Below are 19,408 nucleotides of genomic sequence, written 5' to 3'. Positions count from 1 at the left end.
GAATGCATTCCAAGGTGGTGCCAGGCTTGCCCGCGATAGCGATCACAAGGGCAACGACTATCGGGCCTGAATGATGCTCAACCGCTCCCCCACCACCATCTCGGTAATCCAGTCCACCAGGATCGAGGTGTACGCCTGCTGCGACACCGGGTCGCTCAGGGAATGGTCGGCGCCGTCGATGATGCGGTGGGTCAGCGAATGGGTCTGCTGGCACGCTGCGCGGTAACTCATGATGGTGGCGTGGGGCACATGGTCGTCGGTTTCCGATTCGACAATCAGCACATCGCCGGTAAATTGCGCGCAGGCATGCAGGGCGCGGTTGGTTTCGGCGTGCACGAGGGTGCCGCGGTAATCCATCAGGTCGGCTTTATCCAAGTCGCGCTTGGGCTTGAGCCATTCCTGGTCGCGGTACAGCGCCGGCACTCGCAGCGCCAGCCAACGTACCGGGCGCAATGAGGTGAGGATCGCCGCGAGGTACCCGCCATAACTGGTGCCCACCACTGCCACCGCCGAGGTGTCGATAGCCGGGTGGGACAGCAGGCGATCGTAAGCGGCCAACAGGTCGCGCAGGTTGTCTTCGCGGGTGACGCGGGACAAGGGGATGCCGGTGCCAGCATGGCCACGCAGGTCGAAGGTCAGGCATACACATCCAAGGCCTGCGATGCCTTTGGCCCGCTCCAGGTCGCGCTCCTGGCTGCCGCCCCAGCCGTGCACGAACAATACGCCGGGCACTTTGGACTTGGGACTGAGGAATGTCCCGCTCATCTGTTCGTCGTCTATATCGATGGTGATGCTCTCGCTTCTAGCCGTCATAAGTCTTGACCGTCACATACTTGAGTAGAAAGTCGCTGTTTTCGGCCGGGCCTCGGTATACCTCGATGGCATCCGCCGGCAGCGCCTGGTCTACATAGGTTTCTACCGAGGACACACGGATGGCTTTAAGGCCCGGATGGTTGATAAAACTCTGCAACGCCGCGACTTCCGCGCTGCTGGCCCCGCCCATGCGCCAGGATTGTTCGAGCACACCACTGCGGCGCTGGCCTGTGCTGTCCAGGCCTTGGGCGATGTCGTAGTTGCGGCGCGAGGCGAAGAAGCCTGGGTAGGCCTCATTCGCAGCACGGTCGAAAACCAGCGCCTGTTCGATGGCCTCACGCACGTCTTCAGGCAGATCCAGTTTGAGCAGGGCAGCGTAATCACCGGGGACGACCAGCAGATCGGAACCGCCGTAGACCTCTTCCCCCTGCCCGTCTTGCGTCAGGTGCTGCTCGCCGCAGTAGCTGAAGAGGTGAGCGCCGATAAAGCTCTGGCCCACACTGTGGGTGACCACCGCGTGCAGGTCTTGTTCCAGCACCACACCTTCATTGAACATTCGGGCCGCTTCCGGGCGCGCCACTATCGCGTCGAACTCATCCAGGCTGTGGATAACTTCCTGCCCCCGCCCTGCACAGGCATTTACGGGTTTCAGACGAATCGGGCCGCTGTAGAGCAAGCGGGTCGCGGCAGGCCGTGCATCCTCAAGGGCGAACACACTCACACCGTCCAACACCACGTCACGCACACGCTCGCAGAATGACGGCGACCAGCCTTCGGGCGCCTTGGCCTCGGGACTCAGCAGCCCGTGACTGATGGCTTTGGTGCAGATGAACGCGTGATCGACATAGCCGCCCCACAGATCTTGTGGCCCCTTGATATTGAGCTGGTGCGCTTGGGCTGGCCCGACCAGGGTTTGCGTGGGCAGCAGATACAATTCCCGACCCGCATGCAGGGCCGGGTCGTAACTGCCACCGAACTTGAGCCCCAGGATCTGCGCGAGCCAGCGTGCGAGGGCGCGGTTGGTCTCAATTTCATGCAGGGGCGCACCCTCTCGCATGGAGTGGGCGACCACCAACTTCTTGCGACTTATGGGGGTCATGCGGTCCCCTTTTCTATCAACCTTTGTGTAGCAGTGAGGTTGCATGGATCAGGCCAACGCTGGGATTGAGGGAAGAGCTGTTAAATCAATCAGTTGCGCAAAAAGTGATGGCCGTTAGCCTGTTTTATTCTGCACGACCCGGGGAGAAGCCTGCGGCGTTCTGCACGATTCAAACCCCGAAGCGGTTGCGGTAATCGCTGGGGGACAGGCCGGTGATTTTCTTGAAGATGGCGCGAAAGGCGCTGGGGTCCTGATAGCCCACGGTCCAGGCAATGTGATCGATCGTGCCGTTGGTGAACTCCAGCATCTGCCGCGCCTTGCCGACTCGCAGATGCTGACAGTACTCGGTGGGTTTCAGCCCGGTGGCGTTGCGAAAGCGGCGCAAGAACGTGCGCTCCTCCAGGTTCGCCTCCTGCGCCATCGCCGCCACGGACACATCCACCGCGCCACTGGCCTGCAGCCAATGCTGGACCTTGAGGACCGCACCATCACCATGCCTGAGAATCGGCGCAAAGTTGCTACCGCACTGGCTGGCACTGGCGCTGTGCTCGATCACCAGAAAGCGCGCAGTGTCAGCTGCAATGCTCGGCCCCATAAGCCGATCGACCAGGCGCAGGCCCAGCTCCGACCAGGCCATCAGCCCAGCGGAGGTGATCAGGTCGCCGTCATCGACAATAGGTTTATCCGCTTCCAGTCGCACCGCCGGGTAACAGGCCGCAAAAGACTTCGCGGAGGACCAGTGGGTGGTGGCACTGCGGCCATCCAACAGGCCGCTGCGCGCCAGCATGATCGAGCCGATGCACACGCCGCCCAGCACGGTGCCGCCCGCATGTTGCAGGCGCAGCCATTCCAGCAGCGCAGGCGGCGCCTGGTCTTCGGTGAACTCTGCAATTGAGGGCGGCACCAACACGGCCATCATCGGTTGCTCGGGGCCTGGGTGGCTGTCGAACGTGCGCGCGGGCGTGCCGTGGGCATCTACCTGCCAGTGGCTGACCCGCAGCAGCGGTAACTGCGCAGATTCATGCTCGGCGGCGATGCGGTTAGCGACCCCGAACAGGTCGGTCAGCCCGTGGACTGCGGCGAGTTGCGCGCCCTGGTAGATCAACACACCCAGCTCGACAGTGCTGCGTTGCGCGGCCATTGTCAGTTTTCCCCCTGTTATTGTCGGTGCAGCCAATTCTCGGTGTGATCGCCAGCTAAGATACTAGGCCCATCAACCCATCACGAGGCAACACACATGGCCAAGCAGGCGCTCATCCTAATCGATATCCAGAACGACTACTTCCCCCAGGGCAAGTGGCCGCTCGACGGCGTGGAAGCCGCAGCGGATAAGGCGGCGCAGGTGCTCCAGGCGTTTCGGCAGGCAGGCGATGCGGTGATTCATGTACGGCATGAGTTCGCTGGCGACGACGCACCGTTCTTCACACCGGGCTCCGAAGGCGCGCATTTGCATGCCAAGGTGCTCAACGAGGGCGATGAACCGGTGGTGCTCAAACACTTCGTGAATGCGTTTCGCCAAACCAACCTGCGCGAACTGCTGGAACAGCGCAGCATCACCGAGGTGGTGGTGGTGGGTAGCATGAGCCATATGTGCGTTGACGCCGTGGTGCGGGCGGCAGCGGACCTGGGCTACAAGGTTACGGTGATCCATGACGCCTGCGCGACCCGCGACCAGGAATTCAACGGCCAGGTGATTCCGGCGGCACAGGTGCACGGGGCGTACATGGCCTCCCTGGCATTTGGCTATGCGGGTGTAGTGTCGGCAGAGGAATATCTGAAAGCCCAAGCAGCGGCTGCGTGACCGCCACCTGGGCTGATCGCTTTAGCGTGTGGCAATGATGAACAGCCGCGGAAAGGGCAACAACACCGTGCCATCGGCCAGGGCTGGATAAGCCTGGGTAATTCGCGCCTGGTATTGCTGCAGGAAGGCGGCTTTTTCATCGTCCGTCAACGGCGCAAGAAAAGGCCGCAATGCCGAAGCCTTGAACCACTCCACCACCGCCGCGTGGTCCGCCAAGGGGTGTTGATAGGTGGTGCGCCACACGTCCACGGTACTGCAATGCTTGCTCAGCAGTTCGTAGTAGTAACTGGCGGTGTGCCGTTCATTGTGTTTGACCGCCCCTATCTTTGCCGACCATGGGCCATCGGCCGCGACTTCTCGGGCCAGGCGATGAGCGGGCTCGTCAAGGTTGTCCGGGGTTTGCACCGCCAGCGTACCGCCTGGGTTCAGTTGGTGGACCAAATGCGGGTAGAGCGTGGCGTGGTCGGGCAGCCATTGCAGCGAGGCATTGGCCAGAATCACATCCAAGCGTTGCGCAGGATGCCAGGCGCCGATGTCCGCCAGCTCGAAGTTCAACCTGGGCAGGCGCTTGCGGGCGTCTGCCAACATGTCATCGGAGCTGTCCATGCCAGTGACGTGCGCTTGGGGGAAACGCTCGGCCAGCACTTCAGTGGAGTTTCCCGGCCCGCACCCCAGGTCGACTGCGGTGCCCACGTCGGTGTTGGGAATTGCCGCAACCAGGTCACGGACGGGGCGAGTGCGCTGCTGTTCGAACATCGTGTACTGCTTGGCGGACCAGGTCATCACAGCCTTCCTTCTTTGTTAGAGGTGGCGCCAGCCTAAATCTTGTGAGCCATGAGAACAAATGCTGGGGTTGGTGTGCTGCCTGTACAAAGGCACCCCGCGCGCGACGCCTGCACGTCGACCATAAAAAACCCCCGATGCTTTCGCTATCGGGGGTTTTGTTTGTTCAGGGTCGGTCTTGGACCTTAGAACGGGATATCGTCATCAAAGCTGTCGAAATCCGGAGCCGGTTGCGGAGCAGCCTGTTGTGGTGCTGGGCGCGACTCACGCTGTGGCTGCTGGCTTGGCTGCGGACGCGACTGCTGTGGGCGCGGTGCCGAGTTGGACATGCCGCCCTGGCCCTGTTGGTCGCCCTGTGGACGGCCGCCCAGCAGTTGCATGGTGCCTTGCATGTCGACCACGATTTCGGTGGTGTAACGCTTGATGCCGTCTTTTTCCCACTCGCGGGTTTGCAGTTTGCCTTCGATGTACACCTGCGAACCTTTGCGCAGGTATTCACCGGCGATCTCCGCAACCTTGCCGAACATCGACACGCGGTGCCATTCGGTCTTCTCGACCTTCTGGCCGGTCTGCTTGTCGGTCCACTGTTCGCTGGTCGCCAGGCTCAGGTTGGTCACGGCGTTACCGTTAGGCAAGTAGCGAACTTCGGGATCCTGGCCGCAAGTACCGACCAATATGACTTTGTTAACCCCACGGGCCATAACGTTCTCCTAGGCTGGGCGCGCTGTCGGCACTGGGTTGACCAGTTGCTCGAGCGTCGCGCGATCCAATAATTCGGTGTCCAATTTGATGTAAATGGCCGCCTCTTCAGCGACCACGACTGCATCCGTTACCCCTACGACAGCCTTCAGGCGCTCTACCAGGCCGGCTTCGCGGATCGCCTCGGGCGATAGCGGCAAACGCAGACTGGTGACGTAGGGAGGTTCGCGCATGGTAACAGCAAAGACCAGCCAAAGTGCAGCCAGCCCGGCGCATCCGAGGAACACAACCGACAAACCGCCATGCTGGAACATCCAGCCGCCCATGATGCCGCCCAACGCGGAACCCAGGAACTGGCTGGTGGAATACACCCCCATGGCCGTGCCCTTGCCGCCTGCCGGTGAAACTTTACTGATCAATGACGGCAACGACGCTTCGAGCAGGTTGAAGGCGGTGAAAAACACCACCGTACCGATCACCAATGCTCGCAGGCTGTCGCCGAACTGCCAGAAGAATAGTTCAGTGAGCATCAATGTCGCGACGGCGCCGAGTAAAACTCGTTTCATTTTGCGTTTCTTCTCGCCATAGATGATGAACGGGATCATGGCGAAGAACGAAATCAACAGCGCAGTGAGGTAGACCCACCAGTGCTGTTCCTTGGGCAGGCCGGCTTTTTCCACCAGGGCCAGGGGCAAGGCGACGAAGCTGCACATCAGCATGGCGTGTAATACGAAGATACCTAAATCCAGGCGCAGCAAGTCCGGGTGCTTGAGCGTGGGAAGCAACGCCTTGCGTGCGACGCCCGATTCACGATGCTGCAGGGTACCGGTGGAGCGCGGCACCATAAAGGCAACGATCAGGATGCCAAACAACGCCATGCCGCCCGTGGCCAGGAACAGCCCATGCAAGCCGAACGCGCGCGTGAGCAAGGGCCCGACCACCATGGCCACGGCAAACGACAGGCCGATGGTCATGCCGATCATCGCCATGGCCTTGGTGCGGTGTTGTTCGCGGGTCAGGTCCGACAGCAGCGCCATCACGGCGGCGGAAATCGCACCGGCGCCCTGCAGGATGCGGCCGGCGATCACGCCCCAGATCGAATCGGATTGGGCCGCTAGCACACTGCCAAGGGCGAATACGATCAGCCCGAGATAGATCACCGGGCGACGGCCAATGCGGTCGGAAATAATCCCGAACGGGATCTGGAAAATCGCCTGGGTCAGGCCATAGGCACCAATCGCCAGGCCGATCAAGGCGGGGGTCGCACCTGCGAGATCCATCCCATAGGTGGCCAGCACTGGCAACACCATAAACATGCCCAGCATACGGAAGGCGAACACCAGGGCCAGCCCGCTTGCCGCTCGGGTCTCGCCGCTACTCATGCGTTCGCTGTGGGGATCGTGCATGGAAAAACCTCGTGTGAACCGGCGGCGATTCTACCAGTCCCATCGATTGAGAGGGTATATGCGGCGCTTTGCCGCGCAGCTTTCATGTAAGGCTGCAGGCGGCGTTTTGACAGTGTATATTCATCCAGTCTTTAGCCGTATACTCCGGCATCATTTACGCCCGCCGTGCGAGGCCATCTTGGACAAGATCCTGATTCGTGGGGCTAGAACCCACAACCTGAAGAACATCGACCTGACCCTGCCCCGGGACAAACTGATCGTCATCACCGGCTTGTCCGGCTCCGGCAAATCGTCCCTGGCGTTCGACACGCTGTATGCCGAAGGTCAGCGCCGCTATGTGGAATCCCTGTCGGCCTACGCCCGGCAGTTCCTGTCGATGATGGAAAAGCCCGATGTCGACACCATTGAAGGCCTGTCGCCGGCTATTTCCATCGAGCAGAAATCCACGTCCCACAACCCGCGCTCCACCGTGGGTACCATTACCGAGATCTACGACTACCTGCGCCTGCTCTACGCACGCGTGGGTATCCCCCGCTGCCCGGACCACGATATCCCCCTGGAAGCTCAGACCGTCAGCCAGATGGTCGACCTGGTGCTGGCCCAGCCCGAAGGCGCCAAGCTGATGCTGCTGGCGCCTGTCATTCGCGAGCGCAAGGGCGAACACCTGTCGGTCTTCGAAGAGCTGCGTGCCCAGGGCTTTGTACGTGCGCGCATCAACGGCAAGCTCTATGAGCTGGACGAAGCGCCGAAGCTGGACAAGCAGAAAAAGCACTCCATTGATGTGGTGGTCGACCGATTCAAGGTGCGTGCCGACTTGCAGCAGCGTTTGGCGGAATCGTTCGAAACCGCGCTGAAGCTGGCCGATGGCATTGCCCTGGTAGCGCCGATGGATGACGAGCCGGGCGAAGAGATCATCTTCTCCGCGCGCTTTGCGTGCCCGATCTGTGGCCATGCCATCAGTGAGCTGGAACCCAAGCTGTTTTCCTTCAACAACCCGGCCGGCGCCTGCCCGACTTGCGACGGCCTGGGTGTGAAGCAGTTTTTCGATATCAAGCGCCTGGTCAATGGTGACCTGACCCTGGCCGAGGGGGCGATACGCGGATGGGACAGACGTAACGTCTACTACTTCCAGATGCTTGGGTCGTTGGCCTCCCACTACAAGTTCAGCCTGGAAGTACCGTTCAACCAACTCCCGGCAGACCAGCAGAAGGTCATTCTAAATGGCAGCGGTTCGCAGAATGTCGACTTCAAATACCTGAACGATCGCGGTGATATCGTCAAGCGCTCGCACCCGTTCGAAGGCATCGTGCCGAACCTGGAACGCCGTTACCGCGAAACCGAATCGGCGAGCGTGCGCGAGGAGCTGGCGAAGTTCCTCAGCACACAGCCATGCCCGGATTGCCGTGGCACGCGCCTGCGCCGTGAAGCCCGGCATGTATGGGTGGGCGAGAAGACCTTGCCTGCAGTAACCAACCTGCCGATCGGCGATGCCTGTGAATACTTTGGCGTGCTGAAGCTGACCGGTCGTCGTGGCGAAATTGCCGACAAGATCCTCAAGGAGATTCGCGAGCGGTTGCAGTTCCTGGTCAACGTGGGCCTGGACTATCTGTCGCTGGACCGCAGTGCCGATACCCTGTCTGGCGGTGAGGCACAGCGCATTCGCCTGGCCAGCCAGATCGGCGCGGGCCTTGTGGGCGTGCTGTATATCCTCGACGAGCCGTCGATTGGCTTGCACCAACGAGATAACGACCGCCTGCTGGGCACGCTGAAACACCTGCGCGATATCGGCAATACCGTGATCGTGGTGGAGCATGATGAAGACGCTATCCGCCTGGCGGACTACGTGGTCGATATCGGCCCCGGCGCGGGCGTGCATGGTGGCCATATCGTTGCTGAAGGCACGCCTGCCGAGGTGATGGCACATCCTGATTCACTGACCGGCAAATACTTGTCGGGGCGTGTGAAGATTGAAGTACCCGCCAAGCGAACGCCGCGTAACAAGAAGATGGCGCTGCATCTCAAGGGCGCGCGCGGGAACAACCTGCGCAATGTCGACCTGGAGATTCCGCTGGGCCTGCTGACCTGCGTGACCGGTGTTTCCGGTTCGGGCAAGTCGACGCTGATCAACAACACCCTGTTCCCACTGAGTGCCACCGCCCTGAATGGCGCGACCACCCTGGAAGCGGCGGCTCACGACAGCATCAAGGGCCTGGAACATCTGGACAAGGTGGTCGACATCGACCAGAGCCCGATTGGGCGTACGCCTCGCTCCAACCCAGCCACCTACACCGGGCTGTTTACCCCTATCCGTGAGTTGTTCGCTGGCGTGCCAGAGTCGCGCTCACGGGGTTATGGGCCGGGCCGCTTCTCGTTCAACGTCAAGGGCGGCCGCTGTGAAGCGTGCCAGGGCGATGGCCTGATCAAGGTGGAAATGCACTTCCTGCCGGACATCTACGTGCCGTGCGATGTGTGCAAGAGCAAGCGCTACAACCGCGAGACCCTGGAGATCAAGTACAAGGGCAAGAGCATCCACGAGACCTTGGAAATGACGATCGAGGAAGCTCGCGAGTTCTTCGACGCAGTGCCGGCGCTGGCGCGCAAGCTGCAGACGCTGATGGATGTGGGCCTGTCGTACATCAAGCTGGGGCAGTCAGCGACCACGCTGTCGGGTGGCGAGGCGCAGCGGGTCAAGCTGTCTCGCGAGCTGTCCAAGCGTGATACCGGCAAAACCTTGTATATCCTCGATGAGCCGACCACTGGCCTGCACTTCGCGGATATCCAGCAGTTGCTGGACGTACTGCACCGCTTGCGGGACCACGGCAATACCGTGGTGGTGATCGAGCACAACCTTGATGTGATCAAGACTGCCGACTGGCTGGTAGACCTGGGGCCAGAAGGTGGTTCTAAGGGTGGCCAGATCATCGCAGTGGGCACTCCGGAGCAGGTTTCCGAAATGCCTCAATCGCACACCGGTTACTACTTGAAACCGTTGCTGGAACGCGACAGGGCCTGATTTTTTCATCGCCCAATAAAAAGCCCCTGCCACTTTGCGGTGACAGGGGCTTTTTGTAACCGGGAATCAGAACTGCGATTGCAGGTAATTCTCCAGGCCGATCAACTTGATCAGGCCCAACTGCTTTTCCAGCCAGTAGGTGTGATCTTCTTCGGTGTCATTCAACTGCACCCGCAATATTTCGCGGGTGACATAGTCGTTGTGCTGTTCGCAAAGCTCGATGCCCTTGCAGAGTGCGGCACGTACCTTGTACTCAAGGCGAAGATCGGCAGCGAGCATGTCTGGCACTGTGGTACCCACGTCCAGATCATCAGGACGCATACGCGGCGTGCCTTCGAGCATCAGAATGCGGCGCATCAGGGCGTCAGCGTGCTGTGCCTCTTCTTCCATTTCGTGGTTGATACGCTCATAGAGCTCGGTAAAGCCCCAGTCTTCGTACATACGCGAATGGATGAAATATTGGTCACGAGCTGCCAGTTCGCCCGTCAGCAACGTGTTGAGGTAATCGATTACGTCGGGGTGACCTTGCATCGCCCTACATCTCCCTGCTTGAAAGACTGTAGTTTGAACCATGCTGACTTGAAGGTCACGGGACAAACGGCAGAAAAGTGAAGATTTCCGGAGAAAAGTAGCTTAAATAACGCAAAAACCGCCCAAATGAGGGCGGTTCTGCTTATCGTTTAGAGTCAGTTAAGCGATACACCCAATGCCTTTGCAATTGCTTCTCCATAAGCCGGGTCGGCCTTATAGAAGTGCTGCAGTTGACGCTGGACCACATCGCTGGAAACCCCAGCCATTGCGCCCGCGATGTTATTGGTGAGCAACGCTTTTTGCTCATCATTCATCAGACGGAACAGCGCACCGGCGTGGCTGTAGTAGTCCGTATCTTCGCGGTGATCGTAACGATCGGCGGCGCCGCTCAGGGCCAGTGCTGGCTCTGCATATTGCGGGGCTTGTTTTGGTGCGTCGGCATAGCTGTTTGGCTCGTAGTTCGGACCCGCCCCACCATTGCTGCCAAAAGCCATGGAACCGTCACGCTGGTAGCTGTTAACCGGGCTACGTGGCGCGTTCACCGGCAGTTGCTGGTGGTTGGTACCCACACGGTAGCGGTGAGCATCGGCGTAGGCGAACACCCGACCTTGGAGCATACGGTCTGGCGACAGGCCAACGCCTGGGACCATGTTGCTTGGGCCAAATGCAGCCTGCTCAACTTCTGCGAAGTAGTTCTGCGGATTACGGTTGAGCTCCAGCTCACCCACTTCAATCAACGGGAACTCTTTTTGCGACCAGGTCTTGGTCACATCAAACGGGTTCTCGTAATGGGCATTCGCCTGTGCCTCGGTCATGATCTGGATGCACACGCGCCATTTGGGGAAGTCACCGCGCTCGATTGCACCAAACAGATCGCGCTGGGCGTAGTCAGGATCGGTACCCGCCAAGCGGGCAGCCTCGGCCGGCGCCAGGTTCTTGATGCCTTGCTTGGTCTTGTAGTGCCACTTCACCCAATGACGCTCGCCCTGGGCATTGATCAGACTGTAAGTGTGGCTGCCGAAACCATGCATGTGGCGATAGCCGTCCGGGATGCCACGGTCCGAAAACAGAATGGTGACCTGATGCAGCGCCTCTGGTGAGTGCGACCAGAAGTCCCACATCATCTGCGCGCTTTTCAGGTTGCTCTGCGGCAGGCGTTTCTGGGTGTGGATAAAGTCCGGGAACTTCAGCGGATCACGGATAAAGAACACAGGGGTGTTGTTACCGACGATGTCCCAGTTGCCTTCCTCGGTGTAGAACTTCAAGGCGAAGCCACGTGGATCGCGCTCTGTGTCGGCCGAACCGCGCTCTCCACCTACCGTGGAGAAACGCAGGAACGTAGGGGTCTGCTTGCCAACGGACTCGAACAATTTGGCGCTGGTGTATTGGGTAATGTCTTTTGTCACCGTGAAGGTCCCGAAGGCACCCGAACCTTTGGCGTGCACGCGACGCTCAGGGATATTTTCACGGTTGAAGTGAGCGAGCTTCTCGATCAGGTGAAAATCGTCGAGCAGCAAGGGGCCACGAGGGCCGGCGGAACGTGAGTTCTGATTGTCCGCAACGGGCGCGCCGCTGGCGGTGGTAAGGACTTTATTCTGGCTCATGCGCATCTTCCTCAGGTCGGGCTTGAAACTGCCGGCTAATCGGCTTGGAGGGAGTATTGACCATCCACATGACACCTACAAATTCATTAAATTGTAGGCTTCAATAGAAAATAACTACCAACATGCCCGACGCTCATAGTGAAGCGTGTCGCCTGAAGATTCTTGTACGCAACGCGCTTTTGTTACGCGCACAAAAAACCGGGCACTAGGCCCGGTTCTTCGTTGCAGCTTGTCGTATTACTCGGCGCTTACAGCTTCGCCAGCAGTAGCACGATCAACCAACTCGACGTACGCCATAGGCGCGTTGTCGCCAGCGCGGAAACCGCACTTGAGGATGCGCAGGTAGCCGCCCTCACGGGTAGCGTAACGCTTGCCCAGGTCGTTGAAGAGCTTACCAACGATAGCTTTCGAACGAGTACGGTCGAAAGCCAGACGGCGGTTAGCCAGGCTGTCTGTCTTGGCCAAAGTGATCAGCGGCTCAGCAACGCGACGCAGTTCTTTAGCTTTCGGCAGTGTAGTTTTGATCAGCTCGTGCTCGAACAGCGACACCGCCATGTTTTGGAACATGGCCTTGCGGTGCGAGCTGGTACGGCTCAGGTGACGACCACTTTTACGATGACGCATGGTTCATTCCTTACCAAACTCACGTTCGGTGATTACGACGATCAGGCAGTCGCCTTGTCGTCCTTCTTAAGACTTGCAGGCGGCCAGTTGTCGAGGCGCATGCCGAGGGACAGACCGCGGGAGGCCAGAACGTCCTTGATTTCAGTCAAGGATTTCTTGCCCAGGTTCGGAGTCTTCAACAGTTCTACTTCGGTGCGCTGGATCAGGTCACCGATGTAGTAAATGTTTTCCGCCTTAAGGCAGTTAGCCGAACGTACAGTCAGTTCCAGATCGTCAACCGGGCGAAGCAGGATCGGATCGATCTCGTCTTCCTGCTCGATTACCACTGGTTCGCTGTCACCTTTGAGGTCGACGAACGCAGCCAACTGCTGTTGCAGAATGGTTGCAGCGCGGCGGATAGCCTCTTCAGGATCCAGGGTACCGTTGGTTTCCAGATCAATAACCAGCTTGTCCAGGTTAGTACGCTGCTCGACACGGGCGTTTTCCACCACGTATGCGATACGGCGAACCGGGCTGAACGAAGAGTCAAGCTGCAAGCGACCAATGCTGCGGCTTTCGTCTTCATCGCTCTGACGCGAGTCGGCCGGTTCATAACCACGACCACGAGCTACAGTGAGCTTCATGTTCAGGGCGCCGTTAGACGCCAGGTTAGCGATTACGTGATCGGGGTTAACGATCTCGACATCATGATCCAGCTGAATATCGGCAGCGGTAACCACCCCCGAACCCTTCTTCGACAAGGTCAGCGTAACTTCGTCACGGCCGTGCAGCTTGATAGCCAGACCTTTAAGGTTCAACAGGATTTCAATTACGTCTTCCTGTACACCTTCGATGGCGCTGTACTCGTGGAGCACACCGTCAATCTCGGCCTCGACTACTGCACAGCCGGGCATTGAGGACAACAGGATGCGGCGCAGCGCGTTGCCCAGGGTGTGGCCAAAACCACGCTCGAGAGGCTCGAGAGTAATTTTGGCGCGGGTTGGACTGACAACCTGCACATCAATGTGGCGGGGTGTCAGGAACTCATTTACCGAAATCTGCATGGATGCACCTATTTTCTAGCCCTTACTTGGAGTAGAGCTCGACAATCAGGCTTTCGTTGATGTCGGCGGACAGATCACTGCGAGCAGGAACGTTCTTGAAAACGCCCGACTTCTTCTCAGTGTCTACTTCTACCCATTCTACGCGGCCACGTTGGGCACACAGATCGAGAGCTTGGACAATGCGAAGTTGGTTTTTTGCTTTCTCGCGAACTGCGACCACGTCACCAGCACGAACCTGGTAGGACGGAACGTTTACGGTCTGACCGTTAACGCTGATCGACTTGTGCGATACCAGCTGACGGGATTCGGCACGAGTCGAACCAAAGCCCATACGGTATACAACGTTGTCCAAACGGCATTCGAGCAGTTGCAGCAGGTTTTCACCGGTTGCACCTTTCTTACCAGCAGCTTCTTTGTAGTAGCCGCTGAACTGACGCTCGAGAACGCCGTAGATACGACGGACCTTCTGCTTTTCACGCAGTTGGGTGCCGTAGTCGGACTGGCGACCGCGGCGTTGGCCGTGGATACCAGGTGCTGCTTCAATGTTGCACTTCGATTCGATCGCGCGCACGCCGCTCTTCAGGAAGAGATCGGTGCCTTCGCGACGAGCGAGTTTGCATTTTGGACCAATGTAACGAGCCATTCTTTACAATCTCCTGGATTACACGCGGCGCTTCTTCGGCGGACGGCACCCGTTGTGCGGGATTGGCGTCACGTCGGTGATGCTGGCGATCTTATAGCCACAGCCGTTCAAAGCACGGACAGCAGACTCACGACCTGGACCTGGACCTTTGACGTTAACGTCGAGGTTTTTCAGGCCATATTCCAGCGCAGCTTGACCAGCACGTTCAGCAGCTACTTGAGCAGCAAACGGGGTGGACTTGCGGGAACCGCGGAAACCCGAACCACCGGAGGTAGCCCAAGAAAGCGCGTTACCTTGACGGTCGGTGATGGTCACGATGGTGTTGTTAAAAGATGCATGGATGTGGGCGATGCCATCAACCACTGTCTTTTTAACTTTTTTACGAGGACGAGCAGCAGGTTTTGCCATGATAATTTTCCTGTCGATTCGCTGGGGCGATTACTTGCGGATCGGCTTACGCGGACCTTTACGGGTACGCGCGTTAGTCTTGGTACGCTGACCGCGTACTGGAAGACCACGACGATGACGCAGACCGCGATAGCAACCGAGGTCCATCAAACGCTTGATTTTCATGTTGATTTCGCGACGCAGGTCACCTTCAGTGGTGAACTTCGCCACTTCGCCACGCAGCTGTTCAATCTGCTCGTCGCTCAGATCCTTGATCTTAGCGGCTGGGTTTACCCCAGCAACTGCGCAAATTTTCTGCGCAGTAGTGCGACCAACACCATAGATGTAGGTCAGCGAGATAACAGTGTGCTTGTTATCTGGAATGTTAACGCCTGCAATACGGGCCATTCAGTGGGACTCCAATTGACAGCTACCTACGCCCCGGAAGCCAAGAAATAGGGCGCGAGATAATATCGCTGTAATAACAAATAATCAACCCGGCAGCGCACTAGCTGCCGGGCTTCAAGCGGATCACACTCAGCCTTGGCGCTGTTTGTGACGCGGTTCCGCGCTGCAAATTACTCGAACAACACCTTCGCGGCGAATAATCTTGCAGTTACGGCACAGCTTTTTCACCGATGCACGAACTTTCATCACCAACTCCTCGAACCTTATGGGGTACTCAGCGCAACATGCCGCTGCCGTAGCCCTTCAGGTTGGCTTTCTTCATCAGGGATTCGTACTGGTGCGAAACGAGGTGCGATTGTACTTGGGACATGAAGTCCATCACAACCACGACCACGATCAGCAACGAGGTCCCGCCAAGGTAGAACGGAACGTTTGCTGCAACCACCAGGAACTGGGGCAACAAGCACACGGCCGTCATATATAGAGCACCGAACAGGGTCAAACGGGTCAGAACGCCATCAATGTAGCGTGCCGACTGCTCACCTGGACGGATACCCGGAATAAAGGCACCGGACTTCTTCAGGTTTTCCGCTACGTCTTTCGGATTGAACATCAACGCCGTATAGAAGAAGCAGAAGAAAATAATCCCTGCACTAAACAGCAGAATATTCAACGGCTGACCAGGAGCGATCGACTGAGAGAGGTCCTGCAGCCAGCCCATATTTTCAGACTGACCAAACCAGGTACCCAACGAAGCCGGAAACAGCAAGATGCTGCTCGCGAAAATTGCCGGAATAACACCGGCCATATTCACTTTCAGCGGCAAGTGGCTGGTCTGCGCAGCAAAGACCTTACGGCCCTGCTGACGCTTGGCGTAGTGAACAGCAATACGACGCTGGCCACGCTCAATGAACACCACAAAACCGATAATCGCTACTGCCAGCAAACCGATGGCAACCAAGGCGAAGATATTGATATCACCCTGACGCGCAGACTCGAAAGACTGCCCGATTGCTCTCGGAAGACCGGCGACGATACCTGCGAAAATCAACATCGAGATACCGTTGCCAACACCACGCTCAGTAATCTGCTCACCCAGCCACATCATGAACATCGCACCAGCCACAAACGTGGATACCGCGACGAAATGGAAGCCAAAGTCACCAGTGAACGCAACGCCCTGCCCTGCCAGGCCAACGGACATGCCGATAGCTTGAACCAGGGCGAGGACGACAGTGCCGTAGCGGGTGTACTGGCTAATCTTGCGACGGCCAGCTTCACCTTCCTTCTTCAACTGCTCCAGCTGCGGGCTGACGGCTGTCATCAGCTGCATGATGATCGATGCCGAGATATACGGCATGATCCCCAGTGCAAAGATGCTCATCCGCTCCAGCGCGCCGCCGGAAAACATGTTGAACAAGCTAAGAATGGTCCCCTCATTCTGTCGAAACAGGTCTGCGAGTCGGTCCGGGTTGATACCTGGAACCGGGATGTGTGCGCCTATTCGGTAGACGATAATCGCCAGGAACAGAAAACGCAGACGAGCCCAAAGTTCAGACATACCGCCTTTGCCGAGCGCTGAGAGAGCACCTTGCTTAGCCATTTATTCCTCGAACTTGCCGCCAGCTGCTTCGATAGCCGAACGCGCACCTTTGGTGGCGCCGATTCCCTTGCCGATAGTGACAGCGCGAGTCACTTCACCGGACAGCATGATTTTCACACGCTGTACGTTGACGTTGATCACGTTGGCATCTTTCAGGGTCTGCACAGTAACGATGTCGCCTTCCACTTTAGCCAGCTCGGACAGACGCACTTCTGCGCGATCCATAGCTTTCAGGGACACGAAACCGAACTTAGGCAGGCGACGATGCAGCGGCTGTTGACCGCCTTCAAAGCCTGGAGCAATGGTGCCACCGGAGCGGGAGGTTTGACCCTTGTGGCCACGGCCACCGGTCTTACCCAAACCACTACCGATACCACGGCCCGGACGATGCTTTTCGCGACGGGAACCCGGCGCTGGACTCAGATCATTGAGTTTCATCGATTAACCCTCTACACGCAGCATGTAGTAAGCCTTGTTGATCATCCCGCGATTCTCGGGAGTATCCTGGACTTCTACAGTGTGACCGATGCGACGCAGACCCAAACCTTTAACGCACAATTTGTGGTTAGGGATGCGGCCGGTCATGCTTTTGATCAGCGTTACTTTAACGGTAGCCATGATCAGAAGATCTCCTTGACAGTCAGGCCACGCTTGGCAGCGATGGACTCAGGAGATTGCATAGCCTTCAGACCCTTGAAAGTGGCGTGAACCACGTTTACCGGGTTAGTCGAGCCGTAGCACTTGGCCAGAACGTTCTGAACGCCAGCAACTTCGAGGACAGCACGCATAGCGCCGCCAGCGATGATACCGGTACCTTCAGAAGCAGGCTGCATGTACACCTTCGAAGCGCCGTGAGCGGACTTCATTGCGTACTGCAGAGTGGTGCCGTTCAGATCAACTTGGATCATGTTGCGACGAGCAGCTTCCATTGCCTTCTGGATCGCAGCAGGCACTTCACGTGACTTGCCACGGCCGAAGCCAACACGCCCTTTACCATCACCCACCACGGTCAACGCGGTGAAAGTGAAGATACGGCCGCCTTTAACGGTTTTGGCTACGCGGTTAACTTGAACCAGCTTCTCAATGTAGCCTTCGTCGCGCTTTTGGTCGTTATTTGACATAACTTAGAACTCCAGCCCAGCTTCACGAGCAGCATCAGCCAGCGCTTTCACGCGGCCATGGTACTTGAAGCCAGAGCGGTCGAAAGCCACTTGCGAGACGCCAGCGGCCTTAGCACGCGTAGCGACCAGCTGGCCAACCTTTGTGGCCGCGTCGATGTTGCCAGTGGCACCATCACGCAGTTCTTTATCCAAAGTCGAGGCGCTTGCCAGGACTTTGTTGCCGTCGGCCGAGATGACCTGGGCGTAGATGTGCTGCGACGAGCGGAACACGCAGAGACGCACGACTTCGAGCTCGTGCATTTTCAGGCGTGCTTTGCGAGCGCGACGCAGTCGAGTAACTTTTTTGTCGGTCATTTGCTATGCCCTACTTCTTCTTGGCTTCTTTACGACGGACGACTTCGTCCGCGTAGCGCACACCTTTGCCTTTGTACGGCTCTGGTGGACGGAAGTCGCGGATCTCAGCGGCCACTTGACCTACCAGCTGCTTGTCGATGCCCTTGATCAGGATATCGGTCTGGCTAGGAGTCTCAGCAGTGATGCCCGCTGGCAGTTCGTAATCCACTGGGTGCGAGAAGCCAAGGGCAAGGTTCAAAACCGTGCCTTTTGCTTGCGCTTTGTAACCAACACCGACCAGCTGGAGCTTACGCTCGAAGCCTTGGCTTACGCCTTGGACCATGTTGTTTACCAACGCACGCGTGGTACCGGCCATTGCGCGAGTTTGTTGATCGCCATTGCGAGCAGCGAAACGCAGCTCACCAGCTTCTTCAACGATCTCAACGGACGAATGGATGTTCAGTTCAAGAGTACCCTTGGCACCCTTCACCGAAAGCTGTTGGCCTGCGAATTTGACTTCGACACCGGCTGGCAGCTTAACGGGGTTCTTAGCGACGCGAGACATGCTTATCCCCCCTTAGAACACAGTGCAAAGAACTTCGCCGCCGACACCGGCAGCGCGCGCAGCACGATCCGTCATCACACCTTTGTTGGTGGAGACGATAGACACGCCCAGACCGCCACGAACTTTCGGCAGATCTTCAGCGGACTTGTACTGACGCAGGCCTGGACGGCTAACGCGCTTCACTTCCTCGATGACCGAACGGCCTTCGAAGTACTTCAGCTCGATGGACAGCAGTGGTTTGATTTCGCTGCTGATCTGATAACCCGCAATGTAGCCTTCGTCTTTCAGGACTTTGGCAACAGCTACCTTCAACTTGGAAGATGGCATGCTTACGACGGACTTTTCAGCCATCTGGGCATTACGGATACGAGTTAGCATGTCCGCTAACGGGTCCTGCATACTCATGGGCTAGACGCTCCTAATACAAAAAAATTAGCCTTGCGGCTACATATGTCGCCGAGAATCTCCGAGCACAAAAAACACGGGCTCAGGCGAGCCGCGTATTTTAGACATACTCCAGAAATGAAACAAGCCCCAAAAGGGGCTTGATCCAGATTCAAGGTCACCGGCGGTCAGTATCTTGCGATTCCGACCACCTGGACGTTGAAAGTACTTACCAGCTGGCTTTAACCAGACCTGGTACGTCACCACGCATTGCCGCTTCACGCAGTTTGTTACGGCCGAGGCCGAACTTGCGGTAAACGCCGTGTGGACGACCGGTCAGGCGGCAGCGGTTACGCATGCGCGAAGCGCTTGCGTCACGTGGCTGCTTCTGCAGAGCAACTGTAGCTTCCCAACGCGCTTCTGGACTTGCGTTCAGATCAACGATGATTGCTTTCAGTGCTGCACGCTTCTTGGCGTACTTGGCAACCGTGAGCTGACGCTTCAGCTCGCGGTTTTTCATGCTCATCTTGGCCATGGTCCTACTCCAA

Annotated in this window: 24 protein-coding genes; 2 read left to right on the top strand and 22 right to left on the bottom strand. The window is 58.0% G+C overall.

Going from position 1 to position 19,408, the window contains the following annotated elements:
* Window positions 1–57: 57 nt before the first annotated feature.
* From GIW79_RS16510 to GIW79_RS16500, 3 genes are all read right to left on the bottom strand, one after another.
* Window positions 58–813 (bottom strand): alpha/beta hydrolase family protein, encoded by a 756-nt coding sequence (locus GIW79_RS16510; RefSeq protein WP_019818878.1) that lies wholly within the window; start codon window positions 811–813, stop codon window positions 58–60.
* Window positions 803–1,912 carry a DUF3182 family protein gene (locus GIW79_RS16505; RefSeq protein WP_054918189.1) on the bottom strand — a complete coding sequence of 370 codons (1,110 nt, stop codon included), beginning with the start codon at window positions 1,910–1,912 and terminating at the stop codon, window positions 803–805. The genes GIW79_RS16510 and GIW79_RS16505 overlap by 11 nt, the downstream gene beginning before the upstream one ends.
* 169 nt (window positions 1,913–2,081) lie before the next feature.
* On the bottom strand, window positions 2,082–3,053 hold the full coding sequence (locus GIW79_RS16500) for a GlxA family transcriptional regulator (RefSeq protein ID WP_054918190.1): 972 nt from the start codon (window positions 3,051–3,053) through the stop codon (window positions 2,082–2,084).
* Between the two features lie 96 nt (window positions 3,054–3,149).
* On the opposite strand from GIW79_RS16500, the gene GIW79_RS16495 reads away from it, so the two are divergent.
* Window positions 3,150–3,713, top strand: coding sequence for a cysteine hydrolase family protein (locus GIW79_RS16495; RefSeq protein WP_057975594.1), 564 nt, complete (start codon window positions 3,150–3,152; stop codon window positions 3,711–3,713).
* A gap of 21 nt (window positions 3,714–3,734) precedes the next feature.
* Here GIW79_RS16495 and tam read toward each other — a convergent pair whose 3' ends face one another.
* From tam to GIW79_RS16480, 3 genes are all read right to left on the bottom strand, one after another.
* Entirely contained in the window at window positions 3,735–4,496 is a 762-nt protein-coding gene (gene tam, locus GIW79_RS16490; RefSeq protein ID WP_054896951.1) for a trans-aconitate 2-methyltransferase, read from the bottom strand.
* Window positions 4,497–4,681: 185 nt separating this feature from the next.
* A complete protein-coding gene (locus GIW79_RS16485; protein ID WP_003232445.1) occupies window positions 4,682–5,197 on the bottom strand; it encodes a single-stranded DNA-binding protein in 516 nt (171 codons plus the stop codon).
* A 9-nt stretch (window positions 5,198–5,206) separates the two neighbouring features.
* Window positions 5,207–6,601, bottom strand: coding sequence for an MFS transporter (locus GIW79_RS16480; protein WP_014720149.1), 1,395 nt, complete (start codon window positions 6,599–6,601; stop codon window positions 5,207–5,209).
* Window positions 6,602–6,779: 178 nt separating this feature from the next.
* Here GIW79_RS16480 and uvrA point away from each other — a divergent pair, with 178 nt between their 5' ends.
* Entirely contained in the window at window positions 6,780–9,614 is a 2,835-nt protein-coding gene (gene uvrA / locus GIW79_RS16475; protein ID WP_054918198.1) for an excinuclease ABC subunit UvrA, read from the top strand.
* 66 nt (window positions 9,615–9,680) lie between these two features.
* Here the strand turns inward: uvrA and bfr are convergent, their stop codons facing one another.
* The 16 genes from bfr to rpsN form a co-directional block, all read right to left on the bottom strand.
* On the bottom strand, window positions 9,681–10,145 hold the full coding sequence (bfr, locus tag GIW79_RS16470) for a bacterioferritin (RefSeq protein ID WP_003176400.1): 465 nt from the start codon (window positions 10,143–10,145) through the stop codon (window positions 9,681–9,683).
* A 155-nt stretch (window positions 10,146–10,300) separates the two neighbouring features.
* Window positions 10,301–11,749, bottom strand: coding sequence for a catalase (locus tag GIW79_RS16465; RefSeq protein WP_060764009.1), 1,449 nt, complete (start codon window positions 11,747–11,749; stop codon window positions 10,301–10,303).
* A gap of 237 nt (window positions 11,750–11,986) precedes the next feature.
* Window positions 11,987–12,373, bottom strand: coding sequence for a 50S ribosomal protein L17 (gene rplQ, locus GIW79_RS16460; protein ID WP_003176402.1), 387 nt, complete (start codon window positions 12,371–12,373; stop codon window positions 11,987–11,989).
* A 41-nt stretch (window positions 12,374–12,414) separates the two neighbouring features.
* The gene (locus GIW79_RS16455) at window positions 12,415–13,416 is read right to left on the bottom strand and encodes a DNA-directed RNA polymerase subunit alpha (protein ID WP_003176403.1); all 1,002 of its coding nucleotides are present in this window, start codon (window positions 13,414–13,416) and stop codon (window positions 12,415–12,417) included.
* Between the two features lie 22 nt (window positions 13,417–13,438).
* Entirely contained in the window at window positions 13,439–14,059 is a 621-nt protein-coding gene (gene rpsD / locus GIW79_RS16450; RefSeq protein WP_003176404.1) for a 30S ribosomal protein S4, read from the bottom strand.
* A gap of 18 nt (window positions 14,060–14,077) precedes the next feature.
* Window positions 14,078–14,467, bottom strand: a complete 390-nt coding sequence (gene rpsK, locus GIW79_RS16445) for a 30S ribosomal protein S11 (RefSeq protein ID WP_002555466.1) — start codon at window positions 14,465–14,467, stop codon at window positions 14,078–14,080.
* Between the two features lie 30 nt (window positions 14,468–14,497).
* A complete protein-coding gene (gene rpsM / locus GIW79_RS16440) occupies window positions 14,498–14,854 on the bottom strand; it encodes a 30S ribosomal protein S13 (protein WP_003194635.1) in 357 nt (118 codons plus the stop codon).
* 129 nt (window positions 14,855–14,983) lie between these two features.
* Entirely contained in the window at window positions 14,984–15,100 is a 117-nt protein-coding gene (rpmJ, locus tag GIW79_RS16435; RefSeq protein WP_002555468.1) for a 50S ribosomal protein L36, read from the bottom strand.
* Window positions 15,101–15,128: 28 nt separating this feature from the next.
* Window positions 15,129–16,457, bottom strand: coding sequence for a preprotein translocase subunit SecY (secY, locus tag GIW79_RS16430; protein ID WP_003194637.1), 1,329 nt, complete (start codon window positions 16,455–16,457; stop codon window positions 15,129–15,131).
* Window positions 16,458–16,895, bottom strand: a complete 438-nt coding sequence (gene rplO / locus GIW79_RS16425; RefSeq protein ID WP_003176407.1) for a 50S ribosomal protein L15 — start codon at window positions 16,893–16,895, stop codon at window positions 16,458–16,460. It abuts the gene before it with no gap.
* A 3-nt stretch (window positions 16,896–16,898) separates the two neighbouring features.
* On the bottom strand, window positions 16,899–17,075 hold the full coding sequence (rpmD, locus tag GIW79_RS16420; protein ID WP_003176408.1) for a 50S ribosomal protein L30: 177 nt from the start codon (window positions 17,073–17,075) through the stop codon (window positions 16,899–16,901).
* A 2-nt stretch (window positions 17,076–17,077) separates the two neighbouring features.
* Window positions 17,078–17,578 (bottom strand): 30S ribosomal protein S5, encoded by a 501-nt coding sequence (gene rpsE, locus GIW79_RS16415; protein WP_003176409.1) that lies wholly within the window; start codon window positions 17,576–17,578, stop codon window positions 17,078–17,080.
* A gap of 3 nt (window positions 17,579–17,581) precedes the next feature.
* Complete coding sequence (gene rplR / locus GIW79_RS16410; RefSeq protein ID WP_003186037.1) at window positions 17,582–17,932, bottom strand: 50S ribosomal protein L18; 351 nt, start codon at window positions 17,930–17,932, stop codon at window positions 17,582–17,584.
* Window positions 17,933–17,942: 10 nt separating this feature from the next.
* A complete protein-coding gene (rplF, locus tag GIW79_RS16405; RefSeq protein WP_003194640.1) occupies window positions 17,943–18,476 on the bottom strand; it encodes a 50S ribosomal protein L6 in 534 nt (177 codons plus the stop codon).
* Between the two features lie 12 nt (window positions 18,477–18,488).
* A complete protein-coding gene (gene rpsH / locus GIW79_RS16400) occupies window positions 18,489–18,881 on the bottom strand; it encodes a 30S ribosomal protein S8 (protein ID WP_003176413.1) in 393 nt (130 codons plus the stop codon).
* 208 nt (window positions 18,882–19,089) lie between these two features.
* Window positions 19,090–19,395, bottom strand: coding sequence for a 30S ribosomal protein S14 (gene rpsN / locus GIW79_RS16395; protein ID WP_003176414.1), 306 nt, complete (start codon window positions 19,393–19,395; stop codon window positions 19,090–19,092).
* Between the last annotated feature and the right edge of the window lie 13 nt (window positions 19,396–19,408).

This window comes from Pseudomonas sp. PA-7-1E (assembly GCF_021605325.1).
Lineage (GTDB): Bacteria > Pseudomonadota > Gammaproteobacteria > Pseudomonadales > Pseudomonadaceae > Aquipseudomonas > Aquipseudomonas fluorescens_BV.
The sequence above is the reverse complement of the archived record's forward strand: the minus strand, read 5'-3'. Positions and strand labels throughout refer to the sequence as shown.

Excerpts from the sequence above, each read along its gene's own strand:
- GIW79_RS16465 (WP_060764009.1), bottom strand. The coding sequence starts at position 11,749 with ATGAGCCAGAATAAAGTCCTTACCACCGCCAGCGGCGCGCCCGTTGCG.
- rpsK (WP_002555466.1), bottom strand. The coding sequence starts at position 14,467 with ATGGCAAAACCTGCTGCTCGTCCTCGTAAAAAAGTTAAAAAGACAGTG.
- rpsD (WP_003176404.1), bottom strand. The coding sequence starts at position 14,059 with ATGGCTCGTTACATTGGTCCAAAATGCAAACTCGCTCGTCGCGAAGGC.
- rpsH (WP_003176413.1), bottom strand. The coding sequence starts at position 18,881 with ATGAGTATGCAGGACCCGTTAGCGGACATGCTAACTCGTATCCGTAAT.
- rpsM (WP_003194635.1), bottom strand. The coding sequence starts at position 14,854 with ATGGCCCGTATTGCAGGCGTTAACATTCCAGATAACAAGCACACTGTT.
- GIW79_RS16505 (WP_054918189.1), bottom strand. The coding sequence starts at position 1,912 with ATGACCCCCATAAGTCGCAAGAAGTTGGTGGTCGCCCACTCCATGCGA.
- rpmD (WP_003176408.1), bottom strand. The coding sequence starts at position 17,075 with ATGGCTACCGTTAAAGTAACGCTGATCAAAAGCATGACCGGCCGCATC.
- GIW79_RS16510 (WP_019818878.1), bottom strand. The coding sequence starts at position 813 with ATGACGGCTAGAAGCGAGAGCATCACCATCGATATAGACGACGAACAG.
- rpsN (WP_003176414.1), bottom strand. The coding sequence starts at position 19,395 with ATGGCCAAGATGAGCATGAAAAACCGCGAGCTGAAGCGTCAGCTCACG.
- rplO (WP_003176407.1), bottom strand. The coding sequence starts at position 16,895 with ATGAAACTCAATGATCTGAGTCCAGCGCCGGGTTCCCGTCGCGAAAAG.
- rplQ (WP_003176402.1), bottom strand. The coding sequence starts at position 12,373 with ATGCGTCATCGTAAAAGTGGTCGTCACCTGAGCCGTACCAGCTCGCAC.
- rplF (WP_003194640.1), bottom strand. The coding sequence starts at position 18,476 with ATGTCTCGCGTCGCTAAGAACCCCGTTAAGCTGCCAGCCGGTGTCGAA.
- rpsE (WP_003176409.1), bottom strand. The coding sequence starts at position 17,578 with ATGTCAAATAACGACCAAAAGCGCGACGAAGGCTACATTGAGAAGCTG.
- GIW79_RS16480 (WP_014720149.1), bottom strand. The coding sequence starts at position 6,601 with ATGCACGATCCCCACAGCGAACGCATGAGTAGCGGCGAGACCCGAGCG.
- rplR (WP_003186037.1), bottom strand. The coding sequence starts at position 17,932 with ATGACCGACAAAAAAGTTACTCGACTGCGTCGCGCTCGCAAAGCACGC.
- bfr (WP_003176400.1), bottom strand. The coding sequence starts at position 10,145 with ATGCAAGGTCACCCCGACGTAATCGATTACCTCAACACGTTGCTGACG.
- GIW79_RS16485 (WP_003232445.1), bottom strand. The coding sequence starts at position 5,197 with ATGGCCCGTGGGGTTAACAAAGTCATATTGGTCGGTACTTGCGGCCAG.
- secY (WP_003194637.1), bottom strand. The coding sequence starts at position 16,457 with ATGGCTAAGCAAGGTGCTCTCTCAGCGCTCGGCAAAGGCGGTATGTCT.
- rpmJ (WP_002555468.1), bottom strand. The coding sequence starts at position 15,100 with ATGAAAGTTCGTGCATCGGTGAAAAAGCTGTGCCGTAACTGCAAGATT.
- GIW79_RS16455 (WP_003176403.1), bottom strand. The coding sequence starts at position 13,416 with ATGCAGATTTCGGTAAATGAGTTCCTGACACCCCGCCACATTGATGTG.
- GIW79_RS16495 (WP_057975594.1), top strand. The coding sequence starts at position 3,150 with ATGGCCAAGCAGGCGCTCATCCTAATCGATATCCAGAACGACTACTTC.
- GIW79_RS16500 (WP_054918190.1), bottom strand. The coding sequence starts at position 3,053 with ATGGCCGCGCAACGCAGCACTGTCGAGCTGGGTGTGTTGATCTACCAG.
- tam (WP_054896951.1), bottom strand. The coding sequence starts at position 4,496 with ATGACCTGGTCCGCCAAGCAGTACACGATGTTCGAACAGCAGCGCACT.